This is a genomic window from Marinobacter sp. H13 (genome assembly GCF_059072335.1).
Map to the genome: position 1 here is coordinate 3,660,441 of NZ_JCACRU010000001.1, position 17,320 is coordinate 3,677,760.

General features: G+C 56.5%; 11 protein-coding genes. 7 read left to right on the forward strand and 4 right to left on the reverse strand.

Annotation, left to right across the window (positions count from 1 at the left end):
* Nucleotides 1-48 precede the first annotated feature (48 nt).
* Nucleotides 49-2,718, forward strand: a complete 2,670-nt coding sequence (locus AC5JQH_RS17045) for a penicillin acylase family protein (protein ID WP_493805782.1) — start codon at nt 49-51, stop codon at nt 2,716-2,718.
* 351 nt (nt 2,719-3,069) lie between these two features.
* Here AC5JQH_RS17045 and AC5JQH_RS17050 read toward each other — a convergent pair whose 3' ends face one another.
* Nucleotides 3,070-5,934, reverse strand: coding sequence for an MECDP-synthase (locus AC5JQH_RS17050; RefSeq protein WP_493805783.1), 2,865 nt, complete (start codon nt 5,932-5,934; stop codon nt 3,070-3,072).
* Nucleotides 5,935-6,240: 306 nt separating this feature from the next.
* Entirely contained in the window at nt 6,241-7,014 is a 774-nt protein-coding gene (locus AC5JQH_RS17055) for an enoyl-CoA hydratase (RefSeq protein ID WP_405418992.1), read from the reverse strand.
* Nucleotides 7,015-7,196: 182 nt separating this feature from the next.
* Here AC5JQH_RS17055 and AC5JQH_RS17060 point away from each other — a divergent pair, with 182 nt between their 5' ends.
* Nucleotides 7,197-8,711: a fumarate hydratase gene (locus tag AC5JQH_RS17060; protein WP_014576609.1), complete on the forward strand. Its 1,515-nt coding sequence runs from the start codon at nt 7,197-7,199 to the stop codon at nt 8,709-8,711.
* A 79-nt stretch (nt 8,712-8,790) separates the two neighbouring features.
* Here the strand turns inward: AC5JQH_RS17060 and AC5JQH_RS17065 are convergent, their stop codons facing one another.
* Entirely contained in the window at nt 8,791-10,245 is a 1,455-nt protein-coding gene (locus tag AC5JQH_RS17065; protein ID WP_483112388.1) for a protein adenylyltransferase SelO, read from the reverse strand.
* A gap of 75 nt (nt 10,246-10,320) precedes the next feature.
* Between AC5JQH_RS17065 and AC5JQH_RS17070 the strand changes: the two genes are divergently transcribed.
* From AC5JQH_RS17070 to AC5JQH_RS17090, 5 genes are all read left to right on the forward strand, one after another.
* Nucleotides 10,321-11,259, forward strand: a complete 939-nt coding sequence (locus AC5JQH_RS17070; protein ID WP_493805784.1) for a hypothetical protein — start codon at nt 10,321-10,323, stop codon at nt 11,257-11,259.
* A gap of 12 nt (nt 11,260-11,271) precedes the next feature.
* On the forward strand, nt 11,272-12,087 hold the full coding sequence (locus AC5JQH_RS17075) for an HAD-IIB family hydrolase (protein WP_459421067.1): 816 nt from the start codon (nt 11,272-11,274) through the stop codon (nt 12,085-12,087).
* 36 nt (nt 12,088-12,123) lie between these two features.
* Nucleotides 12,124-13,347 carry a glycosyltransferase family protein gene (locus AC5JQH_RS17080; protein ID WP_014576613.1) on the forward strand — a complete coding sequence of 408 codons (1,224 nt, stop codon included), beginning with the start codon at nt 12,124-12,126 and terminating at the stop codon, nt 13,345-13,347.
* Nucleotides 13,344-15,083 carry a sugar phosphorylase gene (locus AC5JQH_RS17085; RefSeq protein ID WP_288365862.1) on the forward strand — a complete coding sequence of 580 codons (1,740 nt, stop codon included), beginning with the start codon at nt 13,344-13,346 and terminating at the stop codon, nt 15,081-15,083. The genes AC5JQH_RS17080 and AC5JQH_RS17085 overlap by 4 nt, the downstream gene beginning before the upstream one ends.
* A gap of 84 nt (nt 15,084-15,167) precedes the next feature.
* Nucleotides 15,168-16,133, forward strand: coding sequence for an NAD(P)H-quinone oxidoreductase (locus tag AC5JQH_RS17090; RefSeq protein ID WP_405421152.1), 966 nt, complete (start codon nt 15,168-15,170; stop codon nt 16,131-16,133).
* 34 nt (nt 16,134-16,167) lie between these two features.
* Here AC5JQH_RS17090 and AC5JQH_RS17095 read toward each other — a convergent pair whose 3' ends face one another.
* The gene (locus AC5JQH_RS17095) at nt 16,168-17,193 is read right to left on the reverse strand and encodes an NADP-dependent oxidoreductase (protein WP_104270313.1); all 1,026 of its coding nucleotides are present in this window, start codon (nt 17,191-17,193) and stop codon (nt 16,168-16,170) included.
* Between the last annotated feature and the right edge of the window lie 127 nt (nt 17,194-17,320).

Sequence of the window (17,320 nt, forward strand, 5' to 3'; positions counted from 1 at the left end):
GTCACCGGAAACGGTGGAACCGTAGTGAACAAATACAAGGAATACACTATGAAGCTCAGGAAAACCCCGAGTGGCAAACATGCCCTCAGTCTCACTGTCGCCCTGCTTGGCAGTACTTTGCTGGCAGGTTGTTTTGATAGCGATAACGACTCTTCCGGCCCCTCACAGGCTGAGGTGGATCCTAACCTTTTTCCGTCTGATGGTCAGCTAGAGGCGACCATCCGTCGAACTACGGGCGGCGTGCCTCATATCGTCGCTGACGACCTGAAATCTGCGGCTTTCGGACATGGCTATGCGCAGGCGCAGGACAATGTTTGTATGCTGGCTGAGGCGGTTGTGAAGGCCCGAAGCGAGAGAGCGAAGTACTTTGGGCCTGGACCGGATGCGGGATTTGGTGTCGGTATCAATATAGTCAATGACTTTAGTTACAAGGCTCAGCAGATATACGCCGGCGCAGAGGCTGAGTTCCCCACTCTGAGCCCAGAGAGCCGTGCGCTCATTGAAGGTTTTACGGAGGGGTATAACCGCTATGTTAACGAAACTGATTCGTCTCAGTTCCCTGCAGAATGTGCGGATCAGGAATGGGTGCAGCCGATAACTCCGGTGGATCTCCTGGCCCATTATCGCATTGTCGGCCAGTACGCGAGCGGTGCGTTGTTCGCCACAGGGGCAGTTTTCCTCGCAGTCCCACCAACAGAGAGTCCGGCACCGACACCAGTAAGCTCGGTGACGAATGTTGAGGAAGTAAACAAGCTCCTCAAGAGTGTTGTGGCTACCGCAGAGGCCGGCGCAAAATCACAGACCAATTTCGCGGATATGGGCCTTGCCAGTAACGCGTGGGGTATTGGTAGTGAGTTGACCGAACAGGGCAGGGGCGCTCTCCTGGCGAACCCACACTTCCCGTACACAGGCCATCGCCGGCTTTATGAAGTCCAGATGACTGTTCCGGGATACCTGAACGTCCACGGCGCAGGCCTCCTGGGCACGGCTATTCCGTTAATCAATTTCAACGAGAATCTTGCCTGGTCTCACACTGTCACCACTAGTCGTCGCTTTACTTGGTATGAGCTGGTTCTCAAGGATGATGGAGAGTTTCTCACCTACGTGAAAGACGGAGTTGAAAAGCCGATCACTACAGAGACCTATCAGATTGAGGTCGATTTAGGGGCTCAGACGGTTGTTCTGGAGAGAACCTTCTACTTCTCCGAATACGGCCCGATGATCGCGGCGAATGCAGTCAGTAATCAGCTGCCGTCTTGGGGTGACAACGGTGCGTTGAACACCTCCTCAGTGGTGGCTCACACCTATCGTGATGCCAATGCCAACACTGGCGGTCTTCTGGACACCTGGTTGGGTATGAGTCGAGCCAGTAATCTTGAGGAGTTCCAGGGTGTCTTCCAGAACTGTGGTTCCACCCTCTGGACCAATACCACCTATGCGGATGATCAGGGCAATGCGTTCTACATCGACAGCAGCTCGGTACCGAACCTTTCCGAGAAAGCCATTGCGCTCGTGAATTTCAGAAGGGCAGGCAGTGCAGCATACGCTGGCCTCTTTGACCAGGGCGTTACGTTGCTCGACGGCAGACTCTCCCAGGAGGACTGGGTGGAGACCGCTTGTGGTCCTTTGGTGCCTTATGACCAGAAGCCAAAACTGGTTAGATCGGATTGGGTACAGAACTCCAACAGCAGCTACTGGTCAACCAATCCGGACGAGTTCCTGACAGGCTTCTCGCCTCTGTTTGGTGATGAAAAAGCCCCTATCAATGCTCGGACGCGCCTGGGCATCAAGATGCTTCAGAATCTGATGGATCCTGGCTTTCCGTATGCGCCGCTTCCAGCCGGACAGGACGGAAAGTTCAGTGCAGAAGAGTTGATCGGCGTGATCTGGAACAACCGGGCCTGGTATGCAGAACAGTTCCTGCCGGAGCTTTTGCAGCGTTGTGATGCGATTGGTAGTACGGCAGTTAATGGCGTCGATCTGTCTTCCTGGTGCCAATCTCTGAGCACTTGGGATGGCCTGTACAATCGGGACAGCGTGGGCGCTCATATTTTCCGTGTGTTCATGGCGAATTATCGTAATGATCTGGATTCAGATCTGACAACGCCGTTTAGCCCGGCTGACCCTGTAGGCACACCGGCGGATCCTTCCGACGAGAATGCAGGTACAGCGAGCGACACGATGCTTCTGGCGCTTGCTGATGGTGTGAGTGCTTTGCAGTCTCAAGGAATTTTGCCGACTGATGCATTGGGCGACCTGCAATATTACCGCGCTTCCGGTGGTGTGGTTCCCGGTTCCGGTGGGACTCCCGTTTTCCAGACCCAGCCAATTCCCTGGCACGGCGGTGACGGCAGCATTGACGGGGCTTTCAATGCGATCGGTGTGGTGACAGATCCGTTCCTGGAGGATACCCGGTTCCCGCGGATTGCACCTTCAACCATCGATAACACAGCAGGGCTATCAGACGGCTCTGATGGCATCGACGGTTGGCTGATGGCCAGGGGTACTAGCTGGCACTTCGGGTTGGAATTTACGGACAATGGCCCGGAGGCTTATGGCCTCGTGAGTTATTCCCAGTCTACGGATGCCATGTCACCATTCTTCAGTGATCAGAGCGAGCAGTATTCCAACAAGGACTACCGCCAGTTGTTCTTTACTGAGGAAGATATTCAGGCAAACCTGTTGCCGCAGGGTGAGACTGTTATTTCTTCAGATTAAGACTTAAACCAGAATGAAAACGCCGCGCTCTGACGAGTGCGGCGTTTTTTGTTGCTCTTAGTCATGCCGTTGAGTTCAATTAAGAGCGCGATCTAACCACTTGTAAAGCGAGCAAGTCCCTGCTTTCTAGCCACCTTTCCTCCGCTACACGCCTGTTCCTCTGGCTATCTGGGCGCCGTCAAACATCTTCAGAATTTATGGTTGTCCCAACAATGTGTGCGGCTGCATTGCTGCAAGAGCTCTGGGGGGGTGGAGGCTCTTCGATGTGTTGATGGTTCGTCTCTGACCCATGTGGGGGCTCGCCAAAAAAAAGCCCCGGCGATGCCGGGGCTTGTAGGCAGAAGCTAGTCCTTACGGAGCAGCCTGTTCGTCCTGATCGAGTGCGTTCGCCAGAGTAGGACTGGTTCCGAGAGCATCAATGTTGCTCGGTGTTGCCGGCACGGACAGACCGCTTAAGGCCCGGGCGGTCTGGGTCACCATCACGCTGAAGGCGGCGCTGGTGTCTGCCGCACCTCCGCACGCTTCATTCGGAACGATTGGTGCGACAAAGGTTCCGTGATTGGCAGTTGTGCAAGGGTTGCTGCCATCGAAGAACACAGCCACTGGGGTGGGTGATCCTGAGGTGTCGCCCGCCTGCAGCAGGTTCAGGTCATTACCATCAGCGAGGTTGCTGCCTCCAGCGCCCAGATCAAGGAGTGCCATCAGAGGCTCAGTGCCTGTCAGCGGTGCAGAGAACGCCGGGCTGAGCGGATTGACGTTGGCTTCGTTGGGAACCGTGGTGTCGCCAACAACTTCTGTGACCAGAAGGTTGCTGGTAGAAGCACCAAGACCTTTCGCAAAGTTCACCGGATCGCCGGCATCTGAGATTGACTGGAAGACGTAAAAGAAGCTCTCGAAATCAGAGGTTCCCTGGGTGACACCGGCGTTAGCCAGCCCACCAAGAACTTGGCCGGAGAAGGCCGGAGAGTTCTCGATCAGGCGAGTAACTTGGCCGCTGGTGTTGTGCAATACGACCGAGTTAAGCGTCGGGAATGTGAAGTTCGAAAGAGGAACTCCGGCCTGCACATACGTGCCGTTGAGAGTGGCGTTCAAGGTCGCGTCGTTTGCCAGAGAGGCAAAGACAGTTCCGGAGATGCCTCCAAGAGAGTGGCCAATAAAGTTCACCGGCACATCAGCCAGGTCGCCCGGTGCGAAATCCTTATTGATGTCAAAGGTCTGAATTGATGCCGCAACGTTAAGCAGATCGACAACGCCCTGACGGAGGTTGTCGCGACTGTTCATCATATTGAGCGGGTTGATAAACAGACTACCTGATGAGATATCGGCCAACGGCGCCTGAACCGGCTGTAGGGAGGCATTAGCGGTGTATCCGAAATGACGCTCACCAATGTAGTCAGCCGAAATCAGTGCGTTGAGCTGGGCAATGACTGCTGCTTGGTTTGGGTCATTGGGATCAAGAAGGTTGATAGCAGCTTCTACATCTGTGGTAAGTGCGTCCGCATCAAGAGCAGATAGTCCTGCTACAGTGCCCGTTGAAGCACCTGCGAGGCCGTGAAGTGGCTGGTCGATCGCCACGACAGTCTGACATGCGCTTTGTGCCAGAAGGATAGCGGGCAGCATGGAAACACTGCGATCTACCGTGATGCCGTGTTGGAAAATGGTTACTCCTTCGGGTTTCCCAGCTCCATTGGTTCCCGCGCATGCGGCCGGCTGAGCTGGGCTGCCATCGAGAACCGGGCTGAACACCACCACAGGGACAGTCGTGGTTGCATTCTGCTCTGGGAACGGGAAATACCCATTCACGTTCAGCGTGCCGTCAATGTCGCGAAGGAATGAGAAAACGGTCTGGCCGGGTGCCAGGTTCTCATTCAGATCCTCTTCCAGGCTTGTGCTTCCGCTCCAACTGCCAGTCACAATGCCAGCTCCGGTTTCACCCGGAAGTGACTGGAAGTACGGCAGAGCGATGGCACCTTCAGAAACCTGCACCTGCTGTGCAGCCTGCGCGATAGCATTGGTTGGGTCTGCTGCCAATGCCTGGATAGTAGCTAGATCAGTCGCCGGTTCAGCTGCGTTAAAGAAGGAGGGTCTGGGAACCGGCAAATGAAGCGTATCACCAATTTCTGCACCGATTGCTGCTTGCAGGTCACTTGGCTCTGTAAGAGGGCCGACAGTAGCTAGAGCGGTTATTGCTGCCAGCTCTTGGGCATCCAGGTCGCTTGGATCTATGTCGCCCGCTTGCAGGTCCGCAGCAAGCTGTGCAATTTCACCGAGTTTGGTGGTCAACTGAGAGAAATTGAGCGTCGGATAATTGTCTCTGACGGCTTTCAACTGAGCTGTAAAGCCGATTTTCTGACCCAACGCGTTTCCAAATGCGGCCGGCGCCATCATAGCGCGCAACACGTCGGTATCAGAATTGGTGGTAAAGGTATAGGCAAGTGCCGACTCTGGGGTGTCCTGAGGAATCGCCTGAGCGAGGAAACCGTTCGCCAGGGCGTCTGAGGCCTGCAGGATCGATTTCACGTTAGCTAGGGCTGGGTTGCCCAGTACACCATCGGCAAGATTTACGTCTTGAACAGACCGCTCAATTGGCTGTCCGTCAGCGCCAACGATGTTATTAGTTGCAATCACCAGATACTTCTGGCCCTCGGCGAGAGGCTCAAGAGGTACGATTCGAATTGCGTTATCGCTGCCGCCGTCAACGCTCACCACATCAGCGCGGAAGTTGGGAATTGCAGCAAGATCAAACGGGTTTGACTGGATAATGCCGGATGGATTGGTATTCGGCAGAGCCTCAGGAACGCCCTCTACGGCGTCTGCCACATTGACTGGCAGCAGGAATACTGTGGCGCCGGCCTGAACGGATACAGGATTCAGGGATCCGTCAAACTTCAGTGTGAACGCGCCGGAGGTAGAGAAGCCGGAAAGATCGTTTACCGCATCATCGGCTGGAGAAGTGCCGCCAGAGAGCCCTGTGAAGTCATAGTTGGCGCTCTGGGTGGCGCCCAACAACAGGATCAAGTCCGCATTGATCGGGAATTTCGGATCGGCCGCGATCGGGTTGGGATCGTAGATGGGGCGTACGATTGATGTATCAATCGTTGTATCTTCAATCAGATAATCCGGATTGGCATTCGCCCCCGTCTCGCCGCTATCAAAGCAGCCTGTAAGTCCAACGGAAGACGCCACGGCAAGACTTATTAGAGTTTTCTTGAACATGGGTGGAACCTTTTCCTGTTGTTGTGTCGTTATGTTCGGCAGCTGACGGGGCCGGTCTGATCCGGTAAGCCCGTTGTCAGTGGCCTGTTCTGCTTAAACTGTTGTCTGAAATTGTAGCCAGCGCTGTAAGCCAATTTCTGTATCTCTGACTATAGCGACAGTATGGCAAGTGTTGATCAGCCAAAAGTGTGATTCTTCTGGATTGAATCCTCCCCGCACAGTTGGAGTTCGGCCTTTGAGAAAAATAGTTGCCGGATAACGGTTTGTCGAGGTCCGGCAACGGGGAAATTGAGGCGCAGTCGAGGTTTACTCGAAGCGCGAGAAATCCGGTGCGCGTTTTTCCATGAAGGCCCGGAAGGCTTCGGCAGCTTCTGGGGATTTCAGGCGCTCGGCAAACAGCTGACCCTCTTCGAGCATGGTCTCCCGAAGTGCCGCCATGGTTGGCTGATTCAAAAGGGCTTTGGTGGCTCGAATCGCAGCTGGCGCTTTTTCGGCCAGCCGCTGGCAGGTCTCGAAGGCACTGGTTTCTGTCTGCTCCGGCTCGCAAACCCGGTTGATCAGGGCAAGCCGGAAGGCCTCGTCCGCGGAAAAGGCGCCGCCGAGCATCAGCAGTTCGGCAGTGCGCACCCGGCCTATCCAGGAGGGGAGTAGCAGGCTCGAGCCGCCCTCGGGGCACAGGCCGAGGCTGGCAAAGGGCATCTGGAACGCCGTGTTGTTGCCGGCGAACACCAGATCGCAGTGCAGCAACATAGTGGTGCCAATGCCAACGGCCGCGCCATTGACCGACGCCACCACAGGTTTGGTTGCACTGGCCAGTAATAAAAGAAAGCGGCCGACTGGGGTTTGTTCGAAATCACCGGGCAAGCCGGCGGCAAATTCGCTCAGGTCGTTGCCTGCAGTGAAACACTCGCTTGTGCCGGTGAAGAGTACGCACCGGATGTTGGTGTCATCCCGGGCCTGCTCCAGAGCGTCCCCCATGGCGGTGTACATGGCGTGGGTGAGGGCGTTCTTGCGCTCTGGCCGGTTCAGTCGAACGATGAGAATCCGGTCTTTTATTTCGGTGAGGACGAGGTCAGTCACGGTGTCTCCTGCGGTGTTATTCTAGTTTGGTTAGGATGGTACCCTTTTCTCGTGGCGTTTTTCACGGGTTTTAATCCTTGCTTCGCCATCTGTCCAATCACTCGCCAAACCGATTTTCTGGTAAACTCTCGCCTCCCGATTTTTACGACACGACATAACGATACCAAGCTGATGAGGCGCCTATGACCACCGTAATCCGCCAGGACGACCTGATTGAAAGCGTAGCGGACGCGCTGCAGTTCATTTCCTACTACCACCCGAAAGATTTCATTGATGGTGTGTATGAGGCCTACCAGAAGGAAGAATCCCAGGCGGCCAAGGATGCCATGGCCCAGATCCTGATCAACTCGCGCATGTGTGCGGAAGGGCATCGGCCCTTGTGTCAGGACACTGGCATTGTGACGGTATTCGTCAACATCGGTATGAACGTCCAGTGGGACTGCGAGCTACCCCTGGATGATGTGATCAACGAAGGGGTGCGTCGCGCCTATACCCATCCGGACAACGTGCTGCGCGCTTCTATTCTGGATGACCCGGACGGCAAGCGTAAGAACACCGGTGATAACACGCCGGCTATCATCCACTACAAGATGGTTCCGGGCGATACGGTTGAAGTGCACGTGGCTGCCAAAGGTGGTGGTTCAGAGGCCAAGTCCAAGTTCGCGATGCTGAATCCGTCCGATTCGGTTGTCGATTGGGTTCTTAAAATGGTCCCGCAGATGGGGGCTGGCTGGTGCCCGCCTGGCATGCTGGGCATTGGTATTGGCGGTACCGCCGAAAAGGCGATGGAAATGGCCAAGGAATCCCTGCTGGATCCGATCGATATCCACGACCTGAAAGCGCGCGGTGCCTCGAACAGAGCCGAGGAACTGCGTCTTGAGCTGTTCGACAAGGTGAATGATCTCGGTATTGGTGCCCAGGGGCTGGGTGGCCTGACCACCGTTCTGGACGTTAAGGTCAAGGATTACCCGACGCACGCTGCCAATAAGCCGGTGGCCATCATCCCGAACTGTGCTGCGACTCGCCACGCGCATTTCACTCTGGATGGCACCGGACCTTCCTTGCAGACGCCGCCGCGCCTGGAAGACTGGCCGGAAATTACCTGGGAAGTCGGCGACAACGTGCGTCGCGTGAACCTCGATACGGTGACCCCGGAAGACGTAAAGGACTGGCAGCCGGGCGAAACCGTCCTGCTCTCCGGCAAGATGCTGACTGGCCGGGATGCTGCCCACAAGAAGATGGTCGACATGATCGAGAAAGGCGAGGAACTGCCAGTCGATCTGAAGGGTCGCTTCATTTATTACGTGGGCCCGGTTGATCCGGTGCGCGAAGAGGTCGTTGGTCCTGCAGGCCCGACGACTGCAACCCGAATGGACAAGTTTACCCACACCATGCTCGAAAAGACCGGCCTTACCGGAATGATCGGTAAAGCCGAGCGCGGTCAGGTGGCCATCGACGCCATCAAGGAATTTGGTGCGGTCTACCTGATGGCTGTGGGCGGTTCCGCTTACCTGGTCTCCAAGGCCATCAAGAATGCGGAAGTGGTTGCCTTTCCGGAACTGGGAATGGAAGCCATTTACGAGTTCGAGGTCGAAGACATGCCGGTCACAGTCGCCGTTGATTCGCGCGGCTCGTCTGTGCACCAGACAGGTCCTGCGGAGTGGCACGAGAAGATCATTGCTGCCAAGGCGGTCTGATCTCGGTAGGTTGCAGAAAAAACAAAAGGGCCGGACGAGTATATCGTCCGGCCCTTTTTCGTTGACTGGCGCAGCTACCTCAACTTGAACAGCTGATATTCAGGTGCTTGCCCCAATCCGGCGGCAATGCAGCATAAGCCTCACTTTCCGGTTGCTCGTCATAGGGGCGTTCGAGAACCTTCAATAGTGCTTTTATCGGTTCGTAATCCCCGTTTTGCGCTTCCTGGATAACCTGCTGGGCCAGATAGTTCCTCAGCACATACTTCGGATTTACACGGCGCATGGCGTATTCCCGCTCATCGTGAGCGCGGCTTTCGTTCATGAGTCTCTCCTCATAACGCTCCAGCCACTGGCCTGCCACGCTGCGATCTACAAACAGATCCCGCACCGGCCCATGGCCATGGCTGTGCAGATTCGAGAGCGCCCGGAAGAAAGCCGTGTAGTCGACATGGTGCTCGTGCATCATGCTGAAGGTATCCATGATCAGGCTCAGGTCCGCTTCATCCTCGATGATCAGGCCAAGCTTGTCTCGCATGTTCTGGAGGAAGCGTTCGTTGTAGGCCACTTCATAGCGGCGAAGCCCCCGGCGCACGTCGTCCTCCTCCATTACCGGGAGCAGGGCTGTGGCCAGGTAGCGGCAATTCTCGAACCCGACTTGTGGTTGACGGTTGTAGGCGTAGCGCCCGCCCTGGTCGGTATGGTTGCTTATATAGCCGGCATCGAAATCATCAAGGAATGCGAAAGGGCCATAATCAAAGGTGTCGCCGATGATGGACATGTTGTCGCTGTTCATCACGCCATGGCAGAAGCCGACTGCCTGCCAGTCCGCAATCGTTCTTGCGGTGCGTTCCACCACTTCCTCGAACCAGCGGGCGTATCGATCGTCATCCGGCAGGTTGATCAGATGAGGGAAGTGCAGCGAGATCACATGCTCAAGCAGAGTCTTTACGCTTTCAGGTCCTTCGTGGTGAGCGGCGAACTCGAAGTGTCCGAAGCGAATATGGCTTTGAGCCACGCGCACCAGTGCCGCCGCCGTCTCGATGGATTCCCTGCGCACCGGGTCTTTGGCGCTCACCATGAACAGTGCCCGGGTGGTAGGGATACCCAGTCCGTGCATGGCTTCACTGCACAGGTATTCGCGAATGGTGGAGCGAAGCACAGCGCGGCCATCTCCGAAGCGGGAGTAGGGAGTCATACCGGCGCCTTTGAGGTGCCAGTCCCAGCGTCGTCCATCGGGGCCAACGGTTTCCCACAGTAGCAGTCCACGGCCGTCGCCCAGATCGGGATTGTAGGCGCCGAACTGGTGGCCCGTGTATTTCATGGCCACAGGCTCCATGCCCTCGAGTAACTCTGATCCTGCACCCACGCCGGTCCACTCCGATTCGGAATCGGCGCGAAAGCCCATCTGTTCCGCGAGCTTGTGGTTGAAGCACACCATCTTTGCGTCTTTTAGTGGTGAGGGCTGAACCCGGGTATAAAAACTGTCCGGGAGCTCCAGGTAGCGATGCTCTATTCGAAAATCGTTGCCACTCATAAAACGCCTATACTCCCATTGGTATGAATTCTGCTGCCGTCTCTCTTAAGTCATCCATTGAACTGGAAACCCAACGTGTCTGATCGCTCGCTAGAACAAACCATCAGTGCCCTGATTCAGCAGGAAGGCCTGCCCGATGCCTACGCCGAAACGGTAGAAAAGACCATTCTGCCGCTCGCAGACCGAATCTGTGCGCTCCATGATACGGAAAAGCAACCCATTGTGGTTGGTATTCACGGAGCCCAGGGTACGGGCAAGTCTACGTTGACACTCTTTTTACGGGAAATTCTGCTGCGCCACCGCAACCGGTCTGCGGCCAATTTTTCCCTGGATGATATTTACCTTACCAGAGGTGAACGCCAGGACCTCGCCGAACGGGTGCACCCGTTGTTTATAACCCGTGGCGTGCCGGGAACACACGACGTTGCGCTCGGGCAACAGGTCTTGAACCGCTTGCGCAGTGCAGTGCCTGAAGATGCCACCCCGATTCCTGCATTCGACAAGTCGCGGGACGACCGGGTTCCCCGGGATCAGTGGCCTGTCTTCGGGGGAAGGGCGGAGGTCATTCTTCTGGAGGGCTGGTGCCTGGATGCGCGACCGGAGAAAGACAGTGCGCTCGCTGAGCCGATGAATCGCCTGGAGGAGAACGAGGATCCGGACGGCGTCTGGCGGCGCTATGTGAACGATCAGTTGAAAGGGGAGTACCGGCAGTTTTTTGATGAAATCGATTATCTGGTCATGTTGAAGGCTCCTTCCATGGAGTGTGTTCTTGAATGGCGTCGACTCCAGGAGCAAAAGCTGGCGAAGAAAATTCGCAATGCACCAAAACGTGGCGAGCTCCATGCTAATGCACAGGATTTGCGCATTATGACCGACGACGAAGTTGGCCGCTTCGTGATGCACTATGAGCGGGTTACCCGTGCCTGCCTCGCTGAAATGCCGGTCCGGGCCGATGTTCTGATCAACGTGGCCGAGGATCACTCCCTCGGCCTTCCGCAGTTCCGCGAAGCCTGACGGAGACCGGCCATGGCCCGACCCCATTTGATTCTCTTCTCGGATCTGGACGGCACCCTGCTGGACCACGACGACTACCGCTGGCACGCGGCGGGGCCCGCCCTGGAAAGGCTGAAGGCAGCCAATATTCCCCTGGTGCTTAACTCCAGCAAAACCATGCCGGAGATCCGGGCTTTGAGGGAAGAACTTGGAAACAACGATCCGTTTATTGTCGAAAACGGTGCAGCCGTGGTTATTCCGCCCCACGCCCTGGGCAATGCGGAAGAAGAAGTGGTGAATTTTGGTGCAACCCGGGAACGCGTCCTTGAGGTGCTGGGCACGCAACGGAAGAAGGGCGCGCGATTCAGGGGCTTTGCCGACATGTCTACCGATGAACTGGCAGCGCAGACCGGCCTGGATCCGGCAGCGGCCGGGCGGGCCAAAGAGCGGCTGGGAACCGAACCATTGATCTGGCAGGGCTCGGAGCAGGAGCTGGCGGAGTTTGAAGCGGCTCTGAGTGCCGAGGATCTCCGCCTGGTAGCGGGCGGACGTTTTCTCCATGCCATGGGTATATTTGATAAAGCCGATGGGGCCCGGTTCTTGCTAAACAAATACAAAGAGCAATACCGGGAGCAGTATGGCGATGGGCCAGTGTTGGCCATTGCCCTGGGTGATAGCCCCAACGATCAGCAGATGCTTGAATCGGCGGATATACCGGTGGTAATCCGGGGCGTAAAAAGCGAAGAGGTTCAGTTGCCTTCGGCAAAACACGCCATTCGCTCCCTCAAGCCCGGCCCCGAAGGCTGGAATGAGTGCGTGCTCAATCTCCTGTTTGAGTACGGGTACTGACCCGTTCGAGTGCGGGTATAAAAAAGGAGAGCCGCCATGGGCGACTTTTACCAGAATGGCATTATCACAACCCTTCATAACCTGGTTCGGCGTCCGGTAGAGGAACTCGAAGCGGAGCTGATGAGTTTTCGCAAGACCCGGCCCATGTCCCTGGTGTTGCCCTCCCTGTACTCGGAGCTGGAAGGGCCGGCCCTGAAAAATATCGTGCATGAGCTGGGCAAGGTGCCTTATCTGGACCAGGTGGTCATTGGCCTGGACCGAGCCAACGAGGAACAATACCGCCACGCCCTGGAGTACTTCTCCGAGCTGCCACAGAACTTCAAGGTGCTCTGGAACGACGGGCCTCGACTCAGGAATATTGATCTGAAACTTCGGGAGCAGAACCTGGCACCGACGGAAATGGGTAAAGGGCGAAACGTCTGGTATTGCTTTGGCTATGTACTGGCTTCGGGTGTCAGCAAATCCGTAGCCTTGCACGACTGCGACATCCTTACGTATTCCCGGGATCTTGTGGCCCGGCTGATCTACCCTGTGGCTAACCCCGGCTTCAACTACATGTTCTGCAAAGGCTACTACGCCCGTGTAGCGGACGGAAAAATGAACGGAAGGGTCAGTCGCCTGTTGGTAACACCGTTGATCCGATCCCTGAAGAAGGTCTGCGGCCCCAACGACTTCCTGGATTACCTGGACAGTTACCGGTACCCACTGGCCGGGGAATTCTCGTTTCGCACGGATGTGATCAATGACCTGCGTATTCCCAGCGACTGGGGACTGGAGATCGGTGTGTTGTCGGAGATGAAGCGCAACTACGCCACCAACCGCCTGTGCCAGGTGGATATTGCCGATGTCTATGATCACAAGCATCAGGAGCTCTCACCGGAAGATGCCAGCAAGGGCCTGTCCAAAATGAGCATGGATATCGCCAAGGCTCTGTTCCGAAAGTTGGCGACCAACGGTGAGATTTTCTCCAATGAGAAATTCCGGACTATCAAGGCCACGTACTTCCGTATTGCACTGGATTTTGTGGAGACCTATCAGAACGACGCCATTATCAACGGCCTGACGTTTGATCGACACAAGGAAGAAAAGGCGGTGGAGCTGTTCGCCCAGAACGTGATGCGGGCGGGCGCCTATTTCCTCGATAACCCGATGGACACACCTTTTATCCCCAGCTGGAACCGGGTCACAAGCGCGATTCCCGACATCAAGGAGCAGTTGCTGGAGGCCGTTGAGCTGGATAATGAGGAATTCCGGCCATGACCCAGGCTCTGAAAGCGAAGCTGGTTTCCATGCTGGATGTCGTCTATCCAGAGCTGGACTGTGAATTTCTGGCCGAACAGTTGCTGACCACTATGGGGCTGGAGCCCAACCAGGCCCCGCCGCCTGCGCACCAGAATAACTGGGATGAATCGGATGTGGTGCTGATTACCTATGCCGACACGGTTCAGCGGGCGGAAGAAAAACCACTGCAGACATTGCATCGGTTCCTCGCGGATTGCCTGTCAGATTCAATTTCGTCAGTGCACATTCTGCCGTTTTTCCCCTACAGCTCCGACGACGGTTTCTCGGTCATGGACTATCTGGCGGTGAACGAGTCCCACGGAAACTGGGAGGATATCGAGGGCATCGCCCGGGATTACAAGCTGATGGCGGACCTGGTGATCAACCATATGTCGGCCCGCAGCCGCTGGTTCGAGAATTTCCGCAAACGTGTCGACCCGGGGAAGGATTATTTCTTCGAGGGCAATCCAAGGGATGATCTGAGTGCCGTTGTGCGGCCCCGAACCTCGCCACTGCTGAATCCGGTTCAGACCGATGATGGCGAGCGGTATGTCTGGTGCACCTTCAGTGAGGATCAGGTCGATCTGAATTTTGCCAACCCCAAGGTGCTCATCGAGTTCGCGGCGATCATCAGGCGCTATCTGGAGCGTGGCATCATCATCTTCCGGCTCGATGCCGTCGCCTTTCTCTGGAAAGAGCCGGGCACGCCCTGCATTCATCTGCAGCAAACCCATGAGCTGATCAAGATCCTGCGCCTGTTGATCGAGCACCACAGCCCGGATGCGGTGGTGATTACCGAGACCAACGTACCCAACCGCGAAAATCTCACCTATTTCGGCAACGCCAACGAAGCCCATGTAATCTATAACTTTTCCCTGCCGCCCCTGCTGATCAATACCCTGGTTACCGGTGACTGCAAGCACCTGAAAACCTGGCTGATGAGCATGCCGCCCGCGCAGATGGGCACCACCTATCTGAATTTTATTGCGTCCCACGATGGTGTGGGTATGCGGCCAACGGATGGTCTGCTGACGGAGGAAGAGAAGCAGCGGCTGATCAACACCATGGACTCGTTCGGCGGCAAGGTCTCGTACCGGCGCACGCCGGATGGTCGCGACCAGCCCTACGAAATCAACATCGCCCTGTACGATGCGCTGCAAGGCACGGCGGAGTCGGGTCGGGACCACTGGCAGTTGCAGCGCTTCGTCTGCGCCCACACCGTGATGCTGGCGCTTGAGGGGATTCCGGCCTTCTACATTCACAGTCTGCTGGCGACTGAGAACGATCTGGAGCGGGTGGAGCACACCGGCCGGCTTCGATCCATTAACCGCAGCCAGTGGCAACTGGATACTCTGGAGCAGAAGCTCGCAGATCCCCTGAGCCATCACAGTAAGGCGTTCGAGGAGCTGAAACGGCTGATTGCCATCCGGCGTAAGCAACCTGCGTTTCACCCGAACGCCACCCAGTTCACCCTGCATCTCGGCCTGCAGCTGTTTGGTTTCTGGCGCCAGAGTATGCGCCGGGACCAGTCCATCTTCTGCATTCACAACATCAGTAACGAGGTGCAGCAGGTAGCGCTGAGCGACATCAATCTCATCGGCACCGATCATTGGCTGGATCTGATTTCCGGGATGACTATTGATGATCTGTCTGGCTCGATCACCCTGAAACCTTATCAGAGTGTGTGGCTGTCCAACCTGGAAGTTACCGGCTGATCCTGTCTTTGCGCCATTTGTGCAATGCTCGGAAAACTTGGGGTATCCTGTGCCCATATGAGCAAGGCCGAGACGTCATACATGATCAAAGCAATCAAGGTAACCGGGGGCAATCTAAGCTGGGAGCCCTGGGAAGGACCGGGTGAACCGCCCGCAGACCACGTCGAAATCGAGGTTGTCTGGACAGCCATCAATCGTGCGGATCTCATGCAGCGCGCTGGCGTCTATCCCCCGCCTCCGGGAGCATCCGATATTCTCGGGCTGGAGGTTAGTGGTCGCATCGCTTCGGTCGGATCCGGCGTTACCCACCTCAAACCCGGTGATGAAGTCTGCGCCCTCCTGACCGGCGGCGGTTATGCGACTCGTGTGGTGGTACCCGCGGTGCAGGTTTTGCCCGTTCCCAAAGGGGTTTCGCTGGAGACAGCTGCGGCTATTCCCGAGGTTTTTGCGACCGCCTGGTTGAATCTGTATCACGAAGCAGCCTTGAAACCGGGCGAGCGTGTGCTCCTGCATGCGGGTGCCAGCGGCCTTGGCACTGCGGTAATTCAGCTCGCAACGGCCTTTGGCAATCCGGTCTTTGCGACCGCCGGTGATAAGGCCAAACTGGAGGTTTGTCGCAATCTGGGAGCCAGTGGCGTCTGGAACCGGAACGAAGGCTCCTTTGTTGATGCTGTTACAGCGTGGGGTGGCGTGGATATGGTTCTGGATCCGGTCGGTGGCAATTATATTGCCGAAGATCAGCGGGTTCTGAACGTCGATGGCCGCATTGTGCTCATCGGACTCATGGGTGGCCGTATGGCCGAAGTGGATCTGGGCATCATGCTGATCAAACGCCAGCGCCTGATCGGTTCCACCCTCCGTTCACGCACGGTCGAGGATAAGGGGGAGGTGATGCAGGCGCTCTACCGGCACGTCTGGCCACTGCTCGCAGCCGGCCAGATTGAACCTCTGATCGATAGCACCTGGCCGATAGAAGAGGTGGAAGAGGCGATGGCCTATGTGGCTGAGAACAGGAACACCGGCAAGGTGCTCCTGAAAATCTCGGACTGAATCACACAGACCACACGCGTCTCAGGTATTGCAGTCAGTCTGCAATGTGAACCAGCTGTTTACCGAAGTTCTGGCCTTTGAGCATGCCCTTAAAGGCATCAACGGCGTTGTCCAGCCCTTCGGCAACGGTTTCGCGGTATTTCAGTTCTCCGGAAGCAACCCGTGAGGCCAGGATGTCCGTGATTTCCTGATGCTGGTCCTGCCATTCGGTCACGAGGAAAAAACGATGCTCCGGCGCCGGATCAAGCGCCCCGAGCACGTGGAAGGGAGTTTCCACGCTGGCCATATCTTTTGCATTGTAGGCAGAGACAAAACCGCAGATGGGCACCCGGGCCCCCTCATTCAACAATGGGGCAACGGCGCGCGTAACGGCGCCACCCACGTTTTCAAAGTAGATGTCGATGCCGTCGGGGCAGGCCGCTTTGAGATCCGCTTCCAGGTTCCCCGCCTTGTAGTCGACGCAGGCGTCGAAGCCCAGCTCATTGACCACGAAATCGCACTTCTCAGGCCCACCGGCAACGCCAACCACCCGGCAACCCTCTGTTTTTGCGGTTTGGCCAACGACAGTGCCGACAGGGCCGGAGGCTGCCGAGACAACCACGGTTTCGCCGGCTTTCGGTTTGCCGACGTACATAAGGCCGCAATAACCGGTGCGCCCTGGCATGCCTGCAACGCCAAGGTAGGTTTGAAGGGGCACATTGTCCCGTTGCTGAATTTTGTAGACCATCGGCGCGTCCGCCGGGAAGGTGACGTATTCCTGCCAGCCGGAGTAGCAGGTAACCAGGTCGCCGACTTTCAGGTCGTCCGAGCGGGACTCAACAACACGTGCAACACTCTCGCCGACGATTGGCTCATCGATGCCAATGGGGTCCATGTAGCCCTTGGCATCGTTCATGCGTGGACGCATGTAGGGGTCAAGTGAAAGCCAGAGCACTTGAGCAACAACTTCTCCCTCGTTAGGGGAACGGACAGGACGCTCTTCCAAAACGAGATCGCCTTGTTGGATTTCGCCCTGTGGGCGTTGTTTGAGCACGACGGCTCGGTTCTTGTATTCGCTCACTTGTTCTCTCCGGTTGCATAATGAAACCAGATTAGGGTGCAGCAGAATGGATTTCCGGTCAACCTCTCATCATGCCGACACAAGACTGGCCCCGGGGTTTCATTCTACGGCTTGATGGCTATAATCG

Coding starts and splice junctions, on each gene's coding strand:
- AC5JQH_RS17045 (WP_493805782.1), top strand. CDS start 49: ATGAAGCTCAGGAAAACCCCGAGTGGCAAACATGCCCTCAGTCTCACT.
- AC5JQH_RS17050 (WP_493805783.1), bottom strand. CDS start 5,934: ATGTTCAAGAAAACTCTAATAAGTCTTGCCGTGGCGTCTTCCGTTGGA.
- AC5JQH_RS17060 (WP_014576609.1), top strand. CDS start 7,197: ATGACCACCGTAATCCGCCAGGACGACCTGATTGAAAGCGTAGCGGAC.
- AC5JQH_RS17065 (WP_483112388.1), bottom strand. CDS start 10,245: ATGAGTGGCAACGATTTTCGAATAGAGCATCGCTACCTGGAGCTCCCG.
- AC5JQH_RS17075 (WP_459421067.1), top strand. CDS start 11,272: ATGGCCCGACCCCATTTGATTCTCTTCTCGGATCTGGACGGCACCCTG.
- AC5JQH_RS17080 (WP_014576613.1), top strand. CDS start 12,124: ATGGGCGACTTTTACCAGAATGGCATTATCACAACCCTTCATAACCTG.
- AC5JQH_RS17085 (WP_288365862.1), top strand. CDS start 13,344: ATGACCCAGGCTCTGAAAGCGAAGCTGGTTTCCATGCTGGATGTCGTC.